This is a genomic window from Ensifer sp. 1H6, from assembly GCF_001976035.1.
Classification (GTDB): Bacteria; Pseudomonadota; Alphaproteobacteria; order Rhizobiales; family Rhizobiaceae; genus Ensifer; species Ensifer canadensis.
Window position 1 is genome coordinate 278,490 of the sequence record NZ_MOAI01000005.1, and the last position, 15,288, is coordinate 293,777.

General features: G+C 61.2%; 11 protein-coding genes and 2 pseudogenes. 8 read left to right on the forward strand and 5 right to left on the reverse strand.

From position 1 onward, the window contains the following. Nucleotides 1-94 precede the first annotated feature (94 nt). The 3 genes and pseudogenes from BKP54_RS08575 to BKP54_RS08585 form a co-directional block, all read right to left on the reverse strand. Nucleotides 95-1,258 (reverse strand): HPP family protein, encoded by a 1,164-nt coding sequence (locus BKP54_RS08575; RefSeq protein WP_057226606.1) that lies wholly within the window; start codon nucleotides 1,256-1,258, stop codon nucleotides 95-97. A 160-nt stretch (nucleotides 1,259-1,418) separates the two neighbouring features. After that, nucleotides 1,419-2,782 (reverse strand): annotated as a pseudogene (locus tag BKP54_RS08580) (HAMP domain-containing sensor histidine kinase). Beyond that, nucleotides 2,779-3,453, reverse strand: a complete 675-nt coding sequence (locus BKP54_RS08585; RefSeq protein WP_025428704.1) for a response regulator transcription factor — start codon at nucleotides 3,451-3,453, stop codon at nucleotides 2,779-2,781. Before BKP54_RS08585 ends, BKP54_RS08580 begins: the two are co-directional and overlap by 4 nt. Before the next feature lie 278 nt (nucleotides 3,454-3,731). Between BKP54_RS08585 and BKP54_RS08590 the strand changes: the two genes are divergently transcribed. From BKP54_RS08590 to BKP54_RS08605, 4 genes are all read left to right on the forward strand, one after another. Next, nucleotides 3,732-5,462 (forward strand): phosphoethanolamine--lipid A transferase, encoded by a 1,731-nt coding sequence (locus tag BKP54_RS08590; RefSeq protein ID WP_025428705.1) that lies wholly within the window; start codon nucleotides 3,732-3,734, stop codon nucleotides 5,460-5,462. Nucleotides 5,463-5,644: 182 nt separating this feature from the next. Continuing rightward, nucleotides 5,645-6,022, forward strand: coding sequence for a hypothetical protein (locus BKP54_RS08595; protein WP_025428706.1), 378 nt, complete (start codon nucleotides 5,645-5,647; stop codon nucleotides 6,020-6,022). A gap of 197 nt (nucleotides 6,023-6,219) precedes the next feature. Beyond that, the gene (locus BKP54_RS08600; protein ID WP_025428707.1) at nucleotides 6,220-6,888 is read left to right on the forward strand and encodes a metallophosphoesterase family protein; all 669 of its coding nucleotides are present in this window, start codon (nucleotides 6,220-6,222) and stop codon (nucleotides 6,886-6,888) included. A gap of 127 nt (nucleotides 6,889-7,015) precedes the next feature. Next, nucleotides 7,016-7,690, forward strand: a complete 675-nt coding sequence (locus BKP54_RS08605) for an HAD family hydrolase (RefSeq protein ID WP_057211217.1) — start codon at nucleotides 7,016-7,018, stop codon at nucleotides 7,688-7,690. Between the two features lie 200 nt (nucleotides 7,691-7,890). On the opposite strand, the gene BKP54_RS08610 is transcribed toward BKP54_RS08605, so the two are convergent. Further along, nucleotides 7,891-9,480 carry an ABC transporter substrate-binding protein gene (locus BKP54_RS08610; protein WP_057211215.1) on the reverse strand — a complete coding sequence of 530 codons (1,590 nt, stop codon included), beginning with the start codon at nucleotides 9,478-9,480 and terminating at the stop codon, nucleotides 7,891-7,893. Nucleotides 9,481-10,227: 747 nt separating this feature from the next. On the opposite strand from BKP54_RS08610, the gene BKP54_RS08620 reads away from it, so the two are divergent. From BKP54_RS08620 to BKP54_RS08635, 4 genes are all read left to right on the forward strand, one after another. Beyond that, on the forward strand, nucleotides 10,228-11,256 hold the full coding sequence (locus BKP54_RS08620; protein WP_057211213.1) for an amino acid ABC transporter substrate-binding protein: 1,029 nt from the start codon (nucleotides 10,228-10,230) through the stop codon (nucleotides 11,254-11,256). A gap of 74 nt (nucleotides 11,257-11,330) precedes the next feature. Beyond that, a complete protein-coding gene (locus BKP54_RS08625) occupies nucleotides 11,331-12,479 on the forward strand; it encodes an ABC transporter permease subunit (protein ID WP_057211210.1) in 1,149 nt (382 codons plus the stop codon). Nucleotides 12,480-12,482: 3 nt separating this feature from the next. Further along, nucleotides 12,483-13,589, forward strand: a complete 1,107-nt coding sequence (locus BKP54_RS08630; RefSeq protein WP_198956823.1) for an amino acid ABC transporter permease — start codon at nucleotides 12,483-12,485, stop codon at nucleotides 13,587-13,589. After that, nucleotides 13,582-15,024, forward strand: coding sequence for an amidohydrolase family protein (locus BKP54_RS08635; RefSeq protein ID WP_057211208.1), 1,443 nt, complete (start codon nucleotides 13,582-13,584; stop codon nucleotides 15,022-15,024). The genes BKP54_RS08630 and BKP54_RS08635 overlap by 8 nt, the downstream gene beginning before the upstream one ends. A gap of 64 nt (nucleotides 15,025-15,088) precedes the next feature. Here the strand turns inward: BKP54_RS08635 and BKP54_RS36410 are convergent. Further along, a pseudogene (locus BKP54_RS36410) lies at nucleotides 15,089-15,288 on the reverse strand (sulfate ABC transporter ATP-binding protein); the annotation flags it as partial.

Consider the following 15,288-nt stretch of genomic DNA (forward strand, 5'->3'; position numbering starts at 1 on the left):
TGTGCATAAAAGCAAGCCGACGGATCGCGCGCCATTTTTCTAGAAGATGGCTTGGCAGTGTCGCCCTCGAAAGGCCCAACGCTAAAGTGCGAGACTACGCGACGTCGCGCTCGTCATTTTCCAGCCTTCGCTGGAAAAGGGCGGCGATCAGATCGGATTGCGTGATGATGCCGACCAATCGGTTGTCGGCGTCGACAACAGGCATGTGGTGCAGGCCCATGTCAGCCATCGGCGGGACGAGCTTGGCGATCATCGTTTCCGGCAGTGCCGATTGGACGCGACGCGTCATGATCTCGGAAACCAGCCGTGGTGGCTTCGGGCCGAATCCGATGACGTTGCCGAGGCGCTGCCTGAGGCCGCCGTGCTGTGCCAGCATCGTATGCTTGATGAAGTCGGTCTGGGTGACGATGCCGACGAGGCCTTCTTTTTCCGTGACCACCGGCAGGGCCTTGATGTCGTGCTCGAGCAATGTCTGCCAGGCTTTGCGCAGTGAGGTTTCCGGCGTCGCCGTCGCCACGTCGCGTGACATGACTTCGCCGCAGGTGATTTCGCCCGAGCGCCGATTGAACGCGCGGATCTGCGCCTGATGAATGAGCGCATCGAGTTCGTCCGGGCTGATATCGACAACTTCGCCATATTGCGCCAGCACCGCCTGCAAATCTTCCGGCACGATGCCGAGACGCTGCATCGGCGGCGGGTCATCGGTGCGGTGCGTGTTGCCGGCGGGCGCTAGGTGCGGATAACGGCGGCCGGTGGCGTTGTTGAACAACAGCGCGACGACGAGGATGAGCGCGGAATTGATCGCGACCGGCGACAGCACGAACCAGTAGCCGGCCTCATGGATCGATGTGCCGCCAAGCACGGCGGTGAGGGCGACCGCGCCGCTCGGCGGATGAAGGCAGCCGAGCAACAGCATGATGGCGATCGCAAGTCCAACGGCAACGGCCGCCGCGACCACCGGTTCCGGAATGAGAAACGCGCAGGTGACGCCGATCAGCGACGACACGATGTTGCCGCCGAGGATGGACCAGGGCTGCGCCAACGGACTGGACGGCGCGGCGAACAGCAGGACCGCGGAAGCGCCCATCGGCGCGATCAGCAGGGGCAGATTGGCATCGGCACCAAGTGCCAGAGTGCTGACGAGGCCGGTCAGGAGAATGCCGACAAGCGCGCCAAGCGACGCGCGCAGCCGCTCCATATGGCTGACGGGGACGAGCGATGGGATGAAACGCTTGAGATAGGCACTGGCCTTCGACATGGCAACTCGCGGGCGGCAGAATGACTAATTGCCCAGCCCAATAGCACATGACGGAGAATTGGGCAGGAAATCCACATCCAAAAAAACGCGACGGATTAAAATATATGCACGGCGCCTGCGTCGGAAGCATCGCGGGCCTCGGCCTCCCGCGTATCGGTCGTCAGGTCTGCGACCCATCCGATCGGGCGGCAGAGAAGTCGATGGTAATCTTCGTGCCTTGATCCGATGCGGTCTCGAAGGCGATCGGGGCGGCATGCAGCTCACTGATGCGCTGGACGATTTTCAAGCCGAGGCCGAGCTGTCCCGTACGCTTGATATAGCCGAGATCTTCGTGATGTTCCGGAAGATCGACGAGCCCCTTGCCGTTGTCCTCGACGCTGACGATCGCGCCAGGGCCGCAGGTCAGCACAATGCGGGTGCCCGGCGGATTATGCTTGACCGCGTTCTCGATCAGGTTGCGCAGCATGTTTTCGACGAGCGCCGGGATAACCGTGACCGCAGGCGTTCCTTCGTCGACGAATTCCAGCGATTTGTCGTGATCAAAGACAAATGGCGCGATCGCCTCTGCGAGGCTCGCACCGATCTGCGAGAGGCTGGCCGATTGATAGGCCGAAGGGTCGACGGCATCGGCCCGGGCAAGCGAGGTCAGCTGCTCGAGAATATGCGTGAGGGCATCGAGGTCACGTTCGGCATTGCGGGCGCGAGGGTCGTTGATGTGGCTGAGTTCCATTTTTGCGATCGAAACGGGGGTGCGGATCTCGTGCGCTATGGAGGAGGAGAACAGTTTCTGGGATTGGACCAGGTCGGCGACCCGCGCCAGCATGCGGTTGACGGCACTGACCAGGCGAGCGATCTCCTCGGGCATGCGGGTGAGTGGCAGCCGAGCACGCTATCGCGGGGATCCAACCGATCTGCCGCCGCAGCCGCCATGGCCACCGGTTTCAATGCGCTGCGGATCGACCAGATCGTCGCGCCGATGACGAGGCAGAACATCAAGGTCATCGGCACGATCATGGAATCGAACATCTCGTGCAGCAGTGCGCCGTACATGAAGCCGTTCGGGTCCCTCAGGATCGCCAGTTCGACCAGGACAGTCGCCCCGGCACGCTCGAAGGTTTGTCCGCCGGCGACGCTGAACGGTTTGCCTGGTTGAATTTCGCGTTTCCAAAAATTCGGCGCGTCGATGCTCATTGGAAGAAAATGCTCGGCGCATTCCGTCGTGCAGTTTGAATAGAGCGGCGTACCCGTCTCCGTTCGGACCCTGAGGAAGATCGAGCCATCGCGATCATGGCGGTCGATATAGCGTTCCCTCAGTTCGCGATCCGGTTCGAAACTTACAACGCCGTCGCGGACGTGGATGGCACGCGAAAGAGCCTCCGTCTCCTGTTGCAGCATGAGAACGCTGAGCTTGTCGTCGTCGAACCAGTAATCTGCAAAGACGACGCCGATCTGGATTGCCATGGCGAGTAGCGAGAACGCCACGATGCGGCGGGCAACGATGCCGATCAGCGACGAGTGCTTCATAAGGCCCGCCTGAGCAGATAGCCGATCCCGCGTACGGTCTCGATCTGGATGCCGGTCTCGTAGACTTGCAGCCGTTTGCGCACCCTGGAAACGGCCAACTCCAGCGCATTGGGGCTAATCTCCTGGCCATATTCCGAAAGTGCGGTTTCCAGCCTGCGCTTCGGAACGACCCGGCCGACCTCGCGCATCAGGATTTCGATCAGCGAGCGTTCTCGCGGCGGTAGCGGTACAACAATGCCGTCACATGTCAGGTCCGCGGTTGCAGGGTCGTAGCGTAGGGCGCCTGCCTCGAGAACCGGCTGCACCGCTTGCGGATTGCGCCGCAACATCGCTCGGCAACGCGACAAGAGCTCCCGGTGATGAAAGGGCTTGACCAGATAGTCGTCGGCGCCGGCATCCAGTCCGGCAATGCGCTCATCGACCGATCCTCGCGCCGTGATGATCAAGACGGGCAGCCCCGGATATTCCTGGCGAACGCGGCGCAGCAGTGTCAGGCCGTCGCCATCCGGCAGGCCGAGGTCAAGCAGAATCAGGTCGTGTTCCTGAGCCGCGATTGCCGCTTCAGCGTCCGAAACGCTCGAAACGGCGTCGAGCCGCCAGCCCGCATCGCGCATGGTCTCTCCGACCAGTTCTACCAGTCGCGGACTGTCTTCAACCAGGAGCAGGCGCATCGAGTCGTCTCGGCATGACCATTCTTCGTTCGACCATATGGGCTTTCTCAAGGGCTGCCAACTCCCCCGCGCACGCCAACCAAAGCGGGTGCCGCAGAGGTAATGAGCAATCTTGACGGGGTTTCGACAGCTTATGGGGCGTATCTCGACAGAGCAGGGGCAGGCTGTAGTCGAACCGGCGAGCCCGCATGACGTGGCCTCCGCCTCTACTGGATGCCCGCGACAGCATCGGCCGTAAAGCAAAATCGGCCCGGCAGTCGCAGCAGGAGAAGACTGTTTTGATGGTCACGAAAATCCGCCGGCCAGAGCTCGGCAGCATTACGCTCAGTGCAATCGTCAGCGTTTATTTGCTCGCTATCACCAACAATTCCTTCTGGACGCACGCTGCGATCTACTTCGATCACTCGCGACTGTCGCTTTTGTCCTTCGGCGCCGCAATGACGCTCGCAACCTTCGCGGGTATGATGCTGGTGTCGGCCAAGTACATCATGAAGCCGGTGTTGATCTTTCTCATAGTCGCTTCCGCGGCGGCTGCCTATTTCATCGATTACTTCGGAGTAATCATCGACAAGGACATGATCGGCAACGCTGCCGTGACGACGCAGGCCGAGGCGAGCCATCTGTTGACCGGCAGCTTGGTGCTGCATCTGTTTCTCTATGCTGTCGTTCCTTCACTGTTCGTGGTCTGGGTCAAGGTACGCCACCAGCGGGTCCTGCCCAAGACAGCAACCACTCTTGCCATTGTCATTCCCTGCGTGCTCGTCAGCGGCGGGCTGATCTATTCGGATTTTGCAAGCGTTGCCTATGTCATTCGCGAGCACAAGGATCTGATGAAGCGCTTCAATCCCACCGGGCCGGTTTCCGCTGCGTTAAAATACGCATCCTCGACCTATAAGGAGCGCAATATTGCCGTGCAGCCGTTAGGCACTGACGCCCGGCAGGGTGCGCGTGTCGCCGCGGCGGGCAAGCCGGTTGTCGTGGTCGTCGTTGCCGGTGAAACCGCCAGGGCGATGAACTTCTCGCTCAACGGTTATGGCAGGGAAACCAATCCGGAGCTCAAATCTCTCGGCGCGATCAACTATACCGACACGACGAGCTGCGGCACGGCAACGGCGATCTCGCTTCCCTGCATGTTCTCGGTCTATCCGCGCAACGAGTATACGGAGTGGAAGGCCCGCTCGACCGAAAACCTCGTGAACGTTCTGACCCGCGCCGGCGTTTCTGTGTCCTGGTGGGACAATAATACCGGCAGCAAGGGCATTGCCGACCTCATCAGCTTCGCCAGCATGACGAACCAGAAGAACAGCCCGCTGTGCAACAATGGCGAATGCCTTGACGAGATTTTCCTCGGCGAACTGGACAAGAAGCTGACGGCGACCAAGTCGAACAGCGTTATCGTGCTGCACCAGCTCGGCAGCCATGGCCCATCCTACTATCTGCGTTATCCGGAAAAGTTCCGGAAGTTCAAACCGGATTGCCGCACAGCTGAGCTGATGAAATGCTCAGTCGAAGAAATCACCAACGCCTACGACAATAGCATCCTCTACACGGACCATGTGCTGGCAAGCGTTTCCCGCCTCTTGGAGAAGCATCAGAACGACATCTCTGGCGCGATGATCTACATGTCCGACCACGGCGAATCCCTTGGCGAGAACGGTATCTATCTGCACGGCGCGCCCTATGCGATCGCGCCGCGCGAGCAGACTCAGGTTCCCTTCGTCACATGGTTCTCGAAACCGTATCAGGCGGCAATGGGCGTCGACACAAGCTGCCTTGCCAAGGAGACGGATCAGCCGAAATCGCACGATAACCTGTTTCACACCGTGCTTGGCATGATGGATGTCGAGACGAAGGTCTACAATCGCGAGCTTGATGCCTTCGCCAACTGCACCCGGCAGGATCCGCCCGGCAAATCGAACGGTTCCGCCTTCCAGGCCGCCGATACGGCAAAAGACCTGCCGGCGCCGATTGTCCCGGCAACGATCATGCCGGGTGCGAAGGCGCTCTAAACGATCGGTCCGACCGCGGATCCGGTACAAATCTGATCGACCGGTGGAACAAAGCAACCATCTGCGCACTTCCCTGAATGGACACTCGTTTGCGCCACAGTGCGGCAATGCAAACGAAGGGTGGCAAAGACGCCAGCGCCAATCGGCGCCGGCGATCCATGCTTTTGCAGAGGGAGAGACTGATGCAGGTCGTCGGAATACAGGTTTCCGCTGAACGCGCCGGCAAGGCCGGCTTCACGGTCGAGTTCGTTGGCGCCGAGGGCGAGGTCGTCACGGTGACATGTCCGCAGGATGCGGAAGGATCGCTGAACAGGTTGAATGCGGTGACGAGGGCAAAGGACATTCTGTCCGCCGCGCTCGGAGCCGATGAAAAATTGCAGGATACGCCAGATCCGCGCGCAAGTGCCGCCGCGCTGCGCCCGATGCCCAATGCGCGGACTGCACATGACCGTAAAACCATGGAAGAACAACTCGACGAAGGTCTCGAAGATACCTTCCCGGCAAGCGATCCGGTCTCCATTGCCAGCTCGGCGATTGCCAAGGGAAACTCCCGCCGTTAATCAGTGGGTTCTCAGTGGTTCAAATCGAGCCCAAGATGGCGCACCATCCTTGACCGGCGCCTTGGCTGCTTTTTCGGCTTGATCATCGCTGGCCTTGCCGTGTTTCTGCCATCCATGCAGTCTATCGGCGCTCGCATCCAAGCGCCGAACATCCGTTGCGGCGTCAACCCTTTCGTCGAGTACCGGAGGACTGGCGCATGAGCGCGCAGCATCTGACCTTTGCCGTCGGCGATATCCACGGCTGTCTGACCGAGCTTCAAGCGCTCCTGAGGCAGATCGAAACCTATGCGCCCGAGGGCAGGGTGATCTTTCTTGGTGACCTGATCGACCGCGGCCCGGATAGCCGAGGCGTGATTGAATTGATCATGGCAGGGCCGCAGAAGCAGGGCTGGTCCTGGCTGACGCTCAAGGGCAATCACGAGGAAATGCTGCTCGGCGCACGCAGCGGCGAGAGCGATGTCGACTGGTGGCTGCTTAACGGCGGCAAAGAGACACTGGCATCCTACGATCACACTATTCCCGCAGCGCATTTGAAGTGGCTGATGCAGCTTCCCTCCATTATCGTCGAACCGTTTCGCATCTTCGTCCATGCGGGCGTCGATGAAACCATGCCGCTGGAGCGCCAGGGCGAGGAAATCTTCCTGTGGATCAGGCGGCCCGACAATCACTCCGGCGATTATTGGGGCAAACACCTTTGCCATGGCCACACGCCGAGCCGCTCCAATCCACGCACCGTCGGCAACCGGACCAATGTGGATTCGGCTGCCGTGTTTGGCGGCAGTCTGTCCTGCGCGATTTTTGACGATGACGTTCCGGGTGGCCCGATCGGTTTTCTGAGCACCGGGCGTGGCGCTGACCATTCGTAACTCACCGTTGCCGAAGATGATCACGGGCACACCGAATTGCGTTGTGCCCCTGATCTCCAGGCTGTAGGTGTGCCGGGACTGTCGGGCGGGCTTTCTCGCCCATCATTGCAGCTTCAGGGGATCACCGTTGGATACCGCGCCTTCATCTCTCTTTGCCAAGAACTTCGCCGCTCTCCTGTTCGATATGGATGGCACGCTGCTCAACTCGATGGCCGTCGTCGAACGCGTCTGGGGCGCCTGGGCTGTCCGGAACGGGCTCGACCCCGTCGAAATGATGAAAACGGTACATGGCGTTCGCGCCGTGGATACGATCCGCACGCTCGAACTGCCGGGCGTTGATCCGGAGCATGAGGCGCACGAACTCGCGCTCGCCGAAATCGCCGACGTCGAAGGCATCATCGAGATCGAGGGCGCTGTCGCCTTCCTCAATTCACTGCCGCCGGAGAAGTGGGCGATCGTCACATCGGCGCCGCTCGACCTTGCCGTTCGTCGCCTCGCGGCCGCAGGTATTCCCACGCCGAAGCTGATGATCACCGGCGAAGACGTGTCGGTCGGCAAGCCCCATCCCGAGGGCTATCTTTTGGCCGCCGAAAAACTTGGCGTGCGGCCGGAAGACTGCATCGTTTTCGAAGACGCTCCGGCCGGAATTCTCGCGGGCAAGGCCGCCGGCGCCGAAGTCATCGTGATCACCGGCGCGCACTCTGCCGCGGCAGACACGCCGCACCTGACGCTCGCCCGCTACAATGATATCGAGGCAGGCATTGCCGATGACGGCCTGCTGTCGCTGCGCCACCGTCGCTAGAGCGTTTCCGATTTAGACGGAACCGGACAAACGCTCTATCTGTTTGTTTTTACGCATTTCCTGACGGAAAGCGGCATCGCACTTTTCCTGGAAATGCGCTGAGCGCTGCCCTTGAAAGACGCGGGCCGCCATGGCGGTGCCTGCTCGCGACGTTGATGAAAGCCGGAGAGCCTGATCAGGGCCTCCGGCCGTCTCTTGGTTCAGGCCGTGACCCAGCACTTCGTCAAGGCATGGCCGCCCATCAGTTCGCCGTTCGGATCGTCGACCCACCCGCCGACCTTGTCGTTGGTGGCGTCGATATAGTTGTTGAACATCGGCACGATGACGCCGCCTTCGTCGCGCAGCATCATTGCGGCCTGGCGATAGATCGCCTTGCGCTTGGCCTCGTCGAGTTCGCCGCGGGCGGCGAAGATCAACTTGTCGAAGTCATCGCGCTGGAAACGCGTGTCGTTCCATTCGGCCTTCGACAGATAGGCAATCGAATAGACCTGATCCTGCGTCGGTCGGCCGGTCCAATAGGACATGCTGAAAGGCTGCTTGTTCCAGACATCCGACCAGTAGCCGTCGCCCGGTTCGCGCTTCAGGTCGATGGTGATGCCGCATTTGGCAGCGCTCATCTGGAAAAGCTGGGCGGCATCGACGGCGCCGGGGAAGGCGACGTCGGACGTGCGCAGCAGCACGGAGCCGTCGTGGCCGGATTTCTTGTAGTGGAACTTCGCCTTGTCAGGGTCGAAGACACGCTGCTCGATGTCGTTGTCGAAGAGCGGATAGCCATTGATCATCGGCGTATCGTTGCCGACGGTGCCATAACCGCCGAGAACCTTTGCCACCATCTCCTCGCGGTCGACGGCATATTTCAACGCCAGCCGCAGGTCGTTGTTGTCGAACGGCGCGGTGTTGCAATGGGCAATGAACACGTAATGCCCCTTGCCCGGCACATTTCGGATGACCACGCCGGGAAGGCGCTTGATCAGTTCGACAAGCTTCGGCTCGATGCGGTTGATCATATGCATCTGGCCGCTTTGCAGCGCCGCGGTGCGCGCGGTCGAATCGTTGATGACGACGATTTCGATCTGGTCGGCATGACCGCGTTCGGCCGATCCCCAATAGCCTTCGTGGCGCTCAGCGACGTGTTTTACGCCCGCCTCGTTCACGACAACCTTGTAAGGACCGGTGCCAATGCCGGCGGTCGGATCGTCCTTGCCGCCGTTCGGCTGGATCATCAGGTGGTAGTCGCTGACGATATAGGGCATGTCCGCATTGGGCTGCCGCAAGGTGATCACGACATTGTCGCCGTCAGCCTTGATCGTCTCGAACTCCTGCACAAAGGGCAGGGCCGCCGATTTCGAGTCTGCATCGCCGTGGCGCTCGAGCGTTGCCACCACGTCAGCCGGCGTCAAAGGCTTGCCATTGTGGAAGGTGACGTCCTTGCGGATCTTGAAGCTCCAGGTTTTTGCGTCGCTGGAGGCCTCGTAGGACTCGGCCAGGCGGTACTCGATCTCGCCGGTCGGTGCGACTTCCAGCAGTTGCTCGCCCCAGCAGCGACCGAGCGTGTATGGCACCTGGCTCGCCCATGTCGCAGGGTCGAGGCTGTTGGTCGATTCGCCGCCGACCAGGCCCGCCCGCAGCGTCCCGCCCTTGACTGGCCCCGCCGCACGGGCGGCACTGCCAAGCAATGTCTGCGCAGACGCGATCGTCACCCCGAGCGCCGCTGCCCTCCCCAAAAATTCCCGTCGTGACAGGCGGCCCGCTGCAACCTGTCGGCTCATGTATTCCAGTTCTGTTGGCATCGCTTACTCCCTCCCTCGCAAGACGCGCCCGCATACCGGCAACGTTGCAGGATAGTGTGGGAGAAGAGACGTCTGAGATTCTCACCCGACGACAGTTCATGCCGCAGATGATGAACACAACGTCGTATTCGGCTCTGCCTTAATCCTTAAGTCCATCCGTCGCAGACGCGCGAAGCGGGCTAAGATCAACAAGCAGCGTGAGACCACCTCACGCACGAACCGTGTCTGCGCCGGGGTCCCGTCAGTTCGGCAAGCAGGATGTGATATTCGCCGGCAAGGCGGATGGAGAGCGGCCGCGGTCGGAGACACACGCACTCCTGTCGGCACTGAGATCGACGAAACCTTCGGCATTCAGGCGCACGAATGCACCGCGAACGCTGGTGCGACTGACCTTGAAATGATCGGCGATCGTGTCTTCGGATTGCTTGGTGCAGGGCTTCAGCGCGTGCTCCAGGACGGCCTGCGCAACAACCGATAGACGGACTCGCTGCGACTTGATCTCTCAGACAACGCTGTCCCCCCAAGCAAGCCGGGCGGGTCTGCAATACATGCCCCATAACCTCGATAGTGTCTCCAAACTATACGCGTCAATATTGTATACAATAATGTTGCCATTCGTATCCGGCTATCGTATGCAATTGGTGACACGGCGGGTTGATCCGCTGTGTGCCTAGGCGGGAGGAGGCATGCGACGTGGATCGCATGACCCGCAGAGGCGGAGATTGTCGAAGTCAACGGGAGGGGAAAATGAAGAAAAGAATTCTGCAACTTTGCGCCACCGCAGCAGGCATCGTGGTCGGCCTCACGGCGTTCACCGCCAGCGCCGCCACCACGCTTGAGACAGTCAAGGCGCGCGGCAAGCTGATCTGCGGTGTCTCGATGAGCACGCCCGGGTTTGCGACGGCTGACGCCAAGGGCCACATGCAGGGTTTCGATGTGGACGTGTGCCGTGCCGTTGCGTCGGCTGTTTTCGGCGACCCGGAAAAAGTCGATTTCGTTCTGACGAACATCAACACCCGGTTCCAGGCTCTGCAGTCAGGCGAAATCGACATGCTGTCGCGCCAGACCACCCATACCTTCTCGCGCGAAGTCTCGCTCGGTCTCGATTTCGGCCCGACGGTATTCTATGACGGCCAGGGGTTGATGGTGCCGAAGTCGCTCGGTGTCAACAGCGCCAAGGAGCTGACGGACGCAGCGATCTGCACACTGCCCGGCACGACGACGGCCCAGAACCTCAGCGATTTCTTCCGCACGATCGGCGGCAAGTTCGAACTGGTTGTTTTCGAAAGCCCGGATGAAAACCGCAACGCCTTCTTCTCGGGCCGTTGCGAGGCGATCTCGTCCGACCGGTCTGACCTGGCGTCGATCCGTGCGGTTGCCAACAATCCGGACGACTATGTCGTCCTTCCCGAGACCATCTCCAAGGAGCCGCTCGCTCCGTCGGTCCGGCAGAACGATTCCAACTGGCGCGATATCGTTTCCTGGTCCGTCTGGATGCTGATGGCGGCCGAAGAGCGCGGCATCACCCAGGCCAATGTCGACGAAATGACGAAGAGCGAGGATCCGGAAATCCAGCGCATGCTCGGTGTCAACGAAGAGCTCGGCAAGATGCTCAACCTCGACAACAAGTGGGGCTACAACATCGTCAAGGGCGTCGGCAATTACGGCGAAGTGTTCGAGCGCAACCTCGGCACCAAGACCGCGCTTGGCCTGACCCGTGGGCCGAACACCCGTTGGAGCGAGGGCGGTCTGCTCTACGCACCGCCGTTCCGTTGATATTCGTCGGCCCGCGCCCTGGCGCGGGCCTTTTTCGTCTTCGACGTTCCCCTTTGCCCGGCAGACGTGTCGCCATGTCCCTGTTTTATGACGCGCGCATCCGCGCCTTCCTCTATCAAACGATCGCGATCGGCGCTGTTGTCTTCGTCGCCTGGGCGATGTTCAGCACCGCGAGCGCCAACCTTGCCAAGCAGGATATTGCCACCGGCTTCGGCTTCCTGGCGCGTCAGGCAGGTTTCGTCATCACCGAGACTGCGATCGCCTACGAGCCGACCGACACATTCGGCCGTGCCATCCTTGTCGGCATCGCCAATACCGTGAAGGTTTCGGCACTCGCCGTCTTCTTCGGTACGATCCTCGGTGTGCTCGTCGGCATCGGCAGGCTGTCGCACAATCCGGTCCTGTCGCGCCTGATGCTTGCCTATGTCGAAGCGCTGCGCAATGTGCCGCTGCTCCTCTATCTGCTGCTCTGGTATTCGCTGATCATCTCCGTTTTCCCGCCGGTAAAGCAGGCGATCGAGATGCTGCCGGGCGTGTTCCTGTCAAATAGCGGTCTGGTCATGCCGGCCATGCGATGGGCGAGCGGCTTTGAATCGCTCCTCATCGCCCTGTTCGTCGGCGCCGCTGCCGCTGTTGCGATCGAGCGCGTCCTTGCGCGTCGTCGGATTGCCACGGGCAAGGAGATGCCCGTTGCCACCATAGCGGCGCTTGCCTTCCTGCTGCCGCTGGCGGCAACACTGCTGTTCGCCGACATCTCGGTCTCGATGGATGTCCCCGAACTCGGCCGGTTCCGCCTGACCGGCGGCTATCACGTGCGCCCGGAATTCGTGGCACTGCTGATCGGCCTGACGTTGAGCGCTTCGGCAAATGTCGCCGAGATCGTGCGCGCCGGCATTCAAGCCGTCAGCAAGGGACAATGGGAGGCCGCGACGGCCCTCGGCCTGCCGCGCTCGCGCACGCTGAAACTCGTCATCCTGCCGCAGGCGCTGCGTATTATCGTGCCGCCGTTGACCAACACCTATCTCACGGTCTTCAAGAACAGCTCGCTCGCGATTGCCATCGGCTATCCGGATCTGGTGATGGTTTCCAACACCATCATGAACCAGACCGGCCAGGCCATCGAAGCCATTGCCATCTTCATGGCCGTCTATCTCGGCCTGTCCATCCTGATCTCGCTGGTGATGAACTGGTACAACGCGCGCGTTGCGCTGAGGGAGCGCTGAGCCATGGCCCAGTTCGAAGGCTTCGTTGCCGACCCGATCCTGATGGCGCCCGCCGCCCGCCCGATGGTGCGCAACCGTACCTGGCTTTCCGCCTATTTCGGAACGCCGGGCAACGCACTGATCACCATCCTTTGCCTCGGCACGATCTTCGGCCTTGCCAAGCTCGCGATCGGTTGGCTGTTCGTCGACGCGATCTTTTCCGGCACGCCGGCGGAGTGCAAGGTTTCAAGCGGCGCCTGCTGGCCGTTCCTGTCGACCAAGCTGCGCTATGTCTTCTTCGGCTTCTATCCCTTCGACGAGCAGTGGCGACCGCTCACGGCGATGCTGCTGTTTCTCGGCGCTTGCGGCGTGTCGATGGTGCCGCGCACTTGGGGCCGGGCGCTTGCGGTCACATGGATCGTGGTGATCCTGCCGACGCTTTACGCGCTGATGGCCGGTGGCCTGTTCGGGTTGACCGTCGTGCCGACCACCCAGTGGGGCGGCCTGCCGCTGTCGTTCATGCTTTCCTTCGTCGGGCTCGCCTGCGCCTTGCCGCTCGGCATTGCACTTGCGCTTGCGCGTGCTTCGAGCCTGCCGGCGATCCGCATTCTCGGCGTCGGCTTCATCGAAATCGTCCGCGGCGTACCGCTGATCAGCATCCTGTTCATGGCGACCGTCATGCTGCCGCTGTTCATGCCCGATGGTGTCACCATCGACAAACTACTGCGGGCCCAGGTGGCGATCATTCTCTTTGCCGCCGCCTACATCGCCGAAATCGTTCGCGGCGGATTGCAGGCCGTTCCCAAGGGGCAGATCGAGGCGGGCCATTCGCTCGGGCTGCATTACTGGCAGATCATGCGCAAGATCGTGCTGCCGCAAGCCCTGAAGAAGGTTATCCCGCCGCTCGTCGGTCTGTTCATCGGCTTTTTCCAGGATACGACCCTGGTGACGATTGTCGGCCTGCTCGATTTTCTCGATACCGTGCGCACCGCCATGCGCGATCCGCAATGGCAGGGCATCGCCGTGCTCGAAGGCTACGTCTTTGCTGCGGTCGTTTACTTCTTTTTCAGCGCATTAATGGGCGCTTATAGCCGTTTCCTCGAGCAATATTTCAGGACCACGCATGACTAGCAATATTCACGTCATCCGCAGGGCGCATACGGTTGTCGGCTTCGACACCGAGACGAAAAGCCATGTCTATCTCAACGACGTCGACGTCGCCTATGACGATACCGGTTTCGTCCATGTCGGAGGACATTATGACGGCGCCTTTGCCAGCGAAACCTCCGGTGCCGACCGGATGGTGATGCCGGGTTTCGTCAATGTGCATTGCCACTCCGGCGAGGAACCGATCTCCAAGGGCATCTTCGAAGACGCGGGTACGGCAGCACTTTGGGGCAACGCCCTCTACGAGTATTCCAACCTGCTGGAAATCGACGATGGCGCGATCGAGGCGTCGTTGACCGTGATGCTCGGCGACCTCATGCGTAGCGGCGTCACCACGCTGCTGGACATTGCCGGGCCGCATGAAAGCTGGCTGCCGACCTTGGCGCGAAGCGGTGCTCGCGCCTTCGTCGCTCCAGGCTTCCGCGAAGCGCAATGGCATGTCGAAGACAGCCATCGCCTTGATTTCATCTGGGACAAGGCTCGAGGCCGCGAGGCTTTCGCCCGGGCGCTTGATGTCCTCGACACTGCCGCAGCCCATCCCTCCGGACGCCTTGGCGGGGTGGTGGCGCCATCGCAGATCGAGACCTGCTCGGCCGAATTGCTGCAAGACGCGGCCGCAGAGGCGCGCAAGCGCGGCATGCCGATCACCATCCACTCCGCCCAGACCATGGCGGAACATGAGGAAATGCTGCGCCGGACTGGCCTGACCGCGGTGCAGTATCTGGAAAGCCTGGGGATCCTCGGCGACAACCTGATCCTTGGCCATTGCATCTTCCTCGACAGCCATTCCTGGACGCGCCAGCGCACCGATATCGATCTCGGCCTGCTGGCAGAGCGGCGCACGACGGTCGCCCATTGCCCGGTGACGTTCTCGCGCAGCGGCATGGCGCTGGAATCGGTCGGGCGCTATCGCCGCGCCGGCGTCAACGTCGCCCTCGGGACTGACAGCTATCCCTTCAACATGCTTGAAGAAATGCGCCAGGCGATGATCTGTGCGAGGCTTTCGGGCAAATCCGTGTTCGACGTATCGACCGCGGATATTCTCGATACGGCAACGCTTGCGGGCGCCCGCGCGCTTGGCCGTGACGATATCGGCCGGATTGCCGTCGGCGCAAAAGCCGACTTTCTCATCGTTGACCTGAAACACCACGCGATGCAGCCGGTTTACGACCCCTTGCGCAATCTGCTGCATTGCGCGGCAGAGCGCGCTATCGAGGAAGTCTATGTCGATGGACAATGCGTCGTGCGCCATGGGCGCGCGACCAAAATCGACTACGACGGAGCCGTGGCGCTGCTACAGGACGCGCAGAATTACGCGTGCCGCAAGGCGCCTGAGAATGATCCCAAGAAGCGGCCAATGCGCGACTTGGCGCCGTTGTCGCTGCCCGTCCCTTCCTAGAACACGACGCGGGCGGTAATCATTGATCCAAAGAGCGCCGGCTAGGGCTGGCGCTCTTGCAAGGTCAGGCTTGCGCGACCAGTCGCGGTTTTTCGGTGGCGGCTTCGTCCCGTTTCGACTTCGCGACGGGCTGCCCCTCCCTGAACAACTTCCACTTTGTCGGGCGGAATGCGACCCTTGCGCGGTCCTGTGTTGTGGTGCGTTCGGGTGGCAGTTCGATTTCGGCATGCGGATGGTTGCGGCCGAGGTCGAGTTCGAGATGGC

What these genes read in the sequence shown, in the direction of transcription:
- BKP54_RS08595 (WP_025428706.1), top strand. Translation starts at nt 5,645, where the DNA reads ATGCAGGTCGTCGGAATACAGGTTTCCGCTGAACGCGCCGGCAAGGCC.
- BKP54_RS08610 (WP_057211215.1), bottom strand. Translation starts at nt 9,480, where the DNA reads ATGCCAACAGAACTGGAATACATGAGCCGACAGGTTGCAGCGGGCCGC.
- BKP54_RS08575 (WP_057226606.1), bottom strand. Translation starts at nt 1,258, where the DNA reads ATGTCGAAGGCCAGTGCCTATCTCAAGCGTTTCATCCCATCGCTCGTC.
- BKP54_RS08620 (WP_057211213.1), top strand. Translation starts at nt 10,228, where the DNA reads ATGAAGAAAAGAATTCTGCAACTTTGCGCCACCGCAGCAGGCATCGTG.
- BKP54_RS08635 (WP_057211208.1), top strand. Translation starts at nt 13,582, where the DNA reads ATGACTAGCAATATTCACGTCATCCGCAGGGCGCATACGGTTGTCGGC.
- BKP54_RS08600 (WP_025428707.1), top strand. Translation starts at nt 6,220, where the DNA reads ATGAGCGCGCAGCATCTGACCTTTGCCGTCGGCGATATCCACGGCTGT.
- BKP54_RS08625 (WP_057211210.1), top strand. Translation starts at nt 11,331, where the DNA reads ATGTCCCTGTTTTATGACGCGCGCATCCGCGCCTTCCTCTATCAAACG.
- BKP54_RS08585 (WP_025428704.1), bottom strand. Translation starts at nt 3,453, where the DNA reads ATGCGCCTGCTCCTGGTTGAAGACAGTCCGCGACTGGTAGAACTGGTC.
- BKP54_RS08630 (WP_198956823.1), top strand. Translation starts at nt 12,483, where the DNA reads ATGGCCCAGTTCGAAGGCTTCGTTGCCGACCCGATCCTGATGGCGCCC.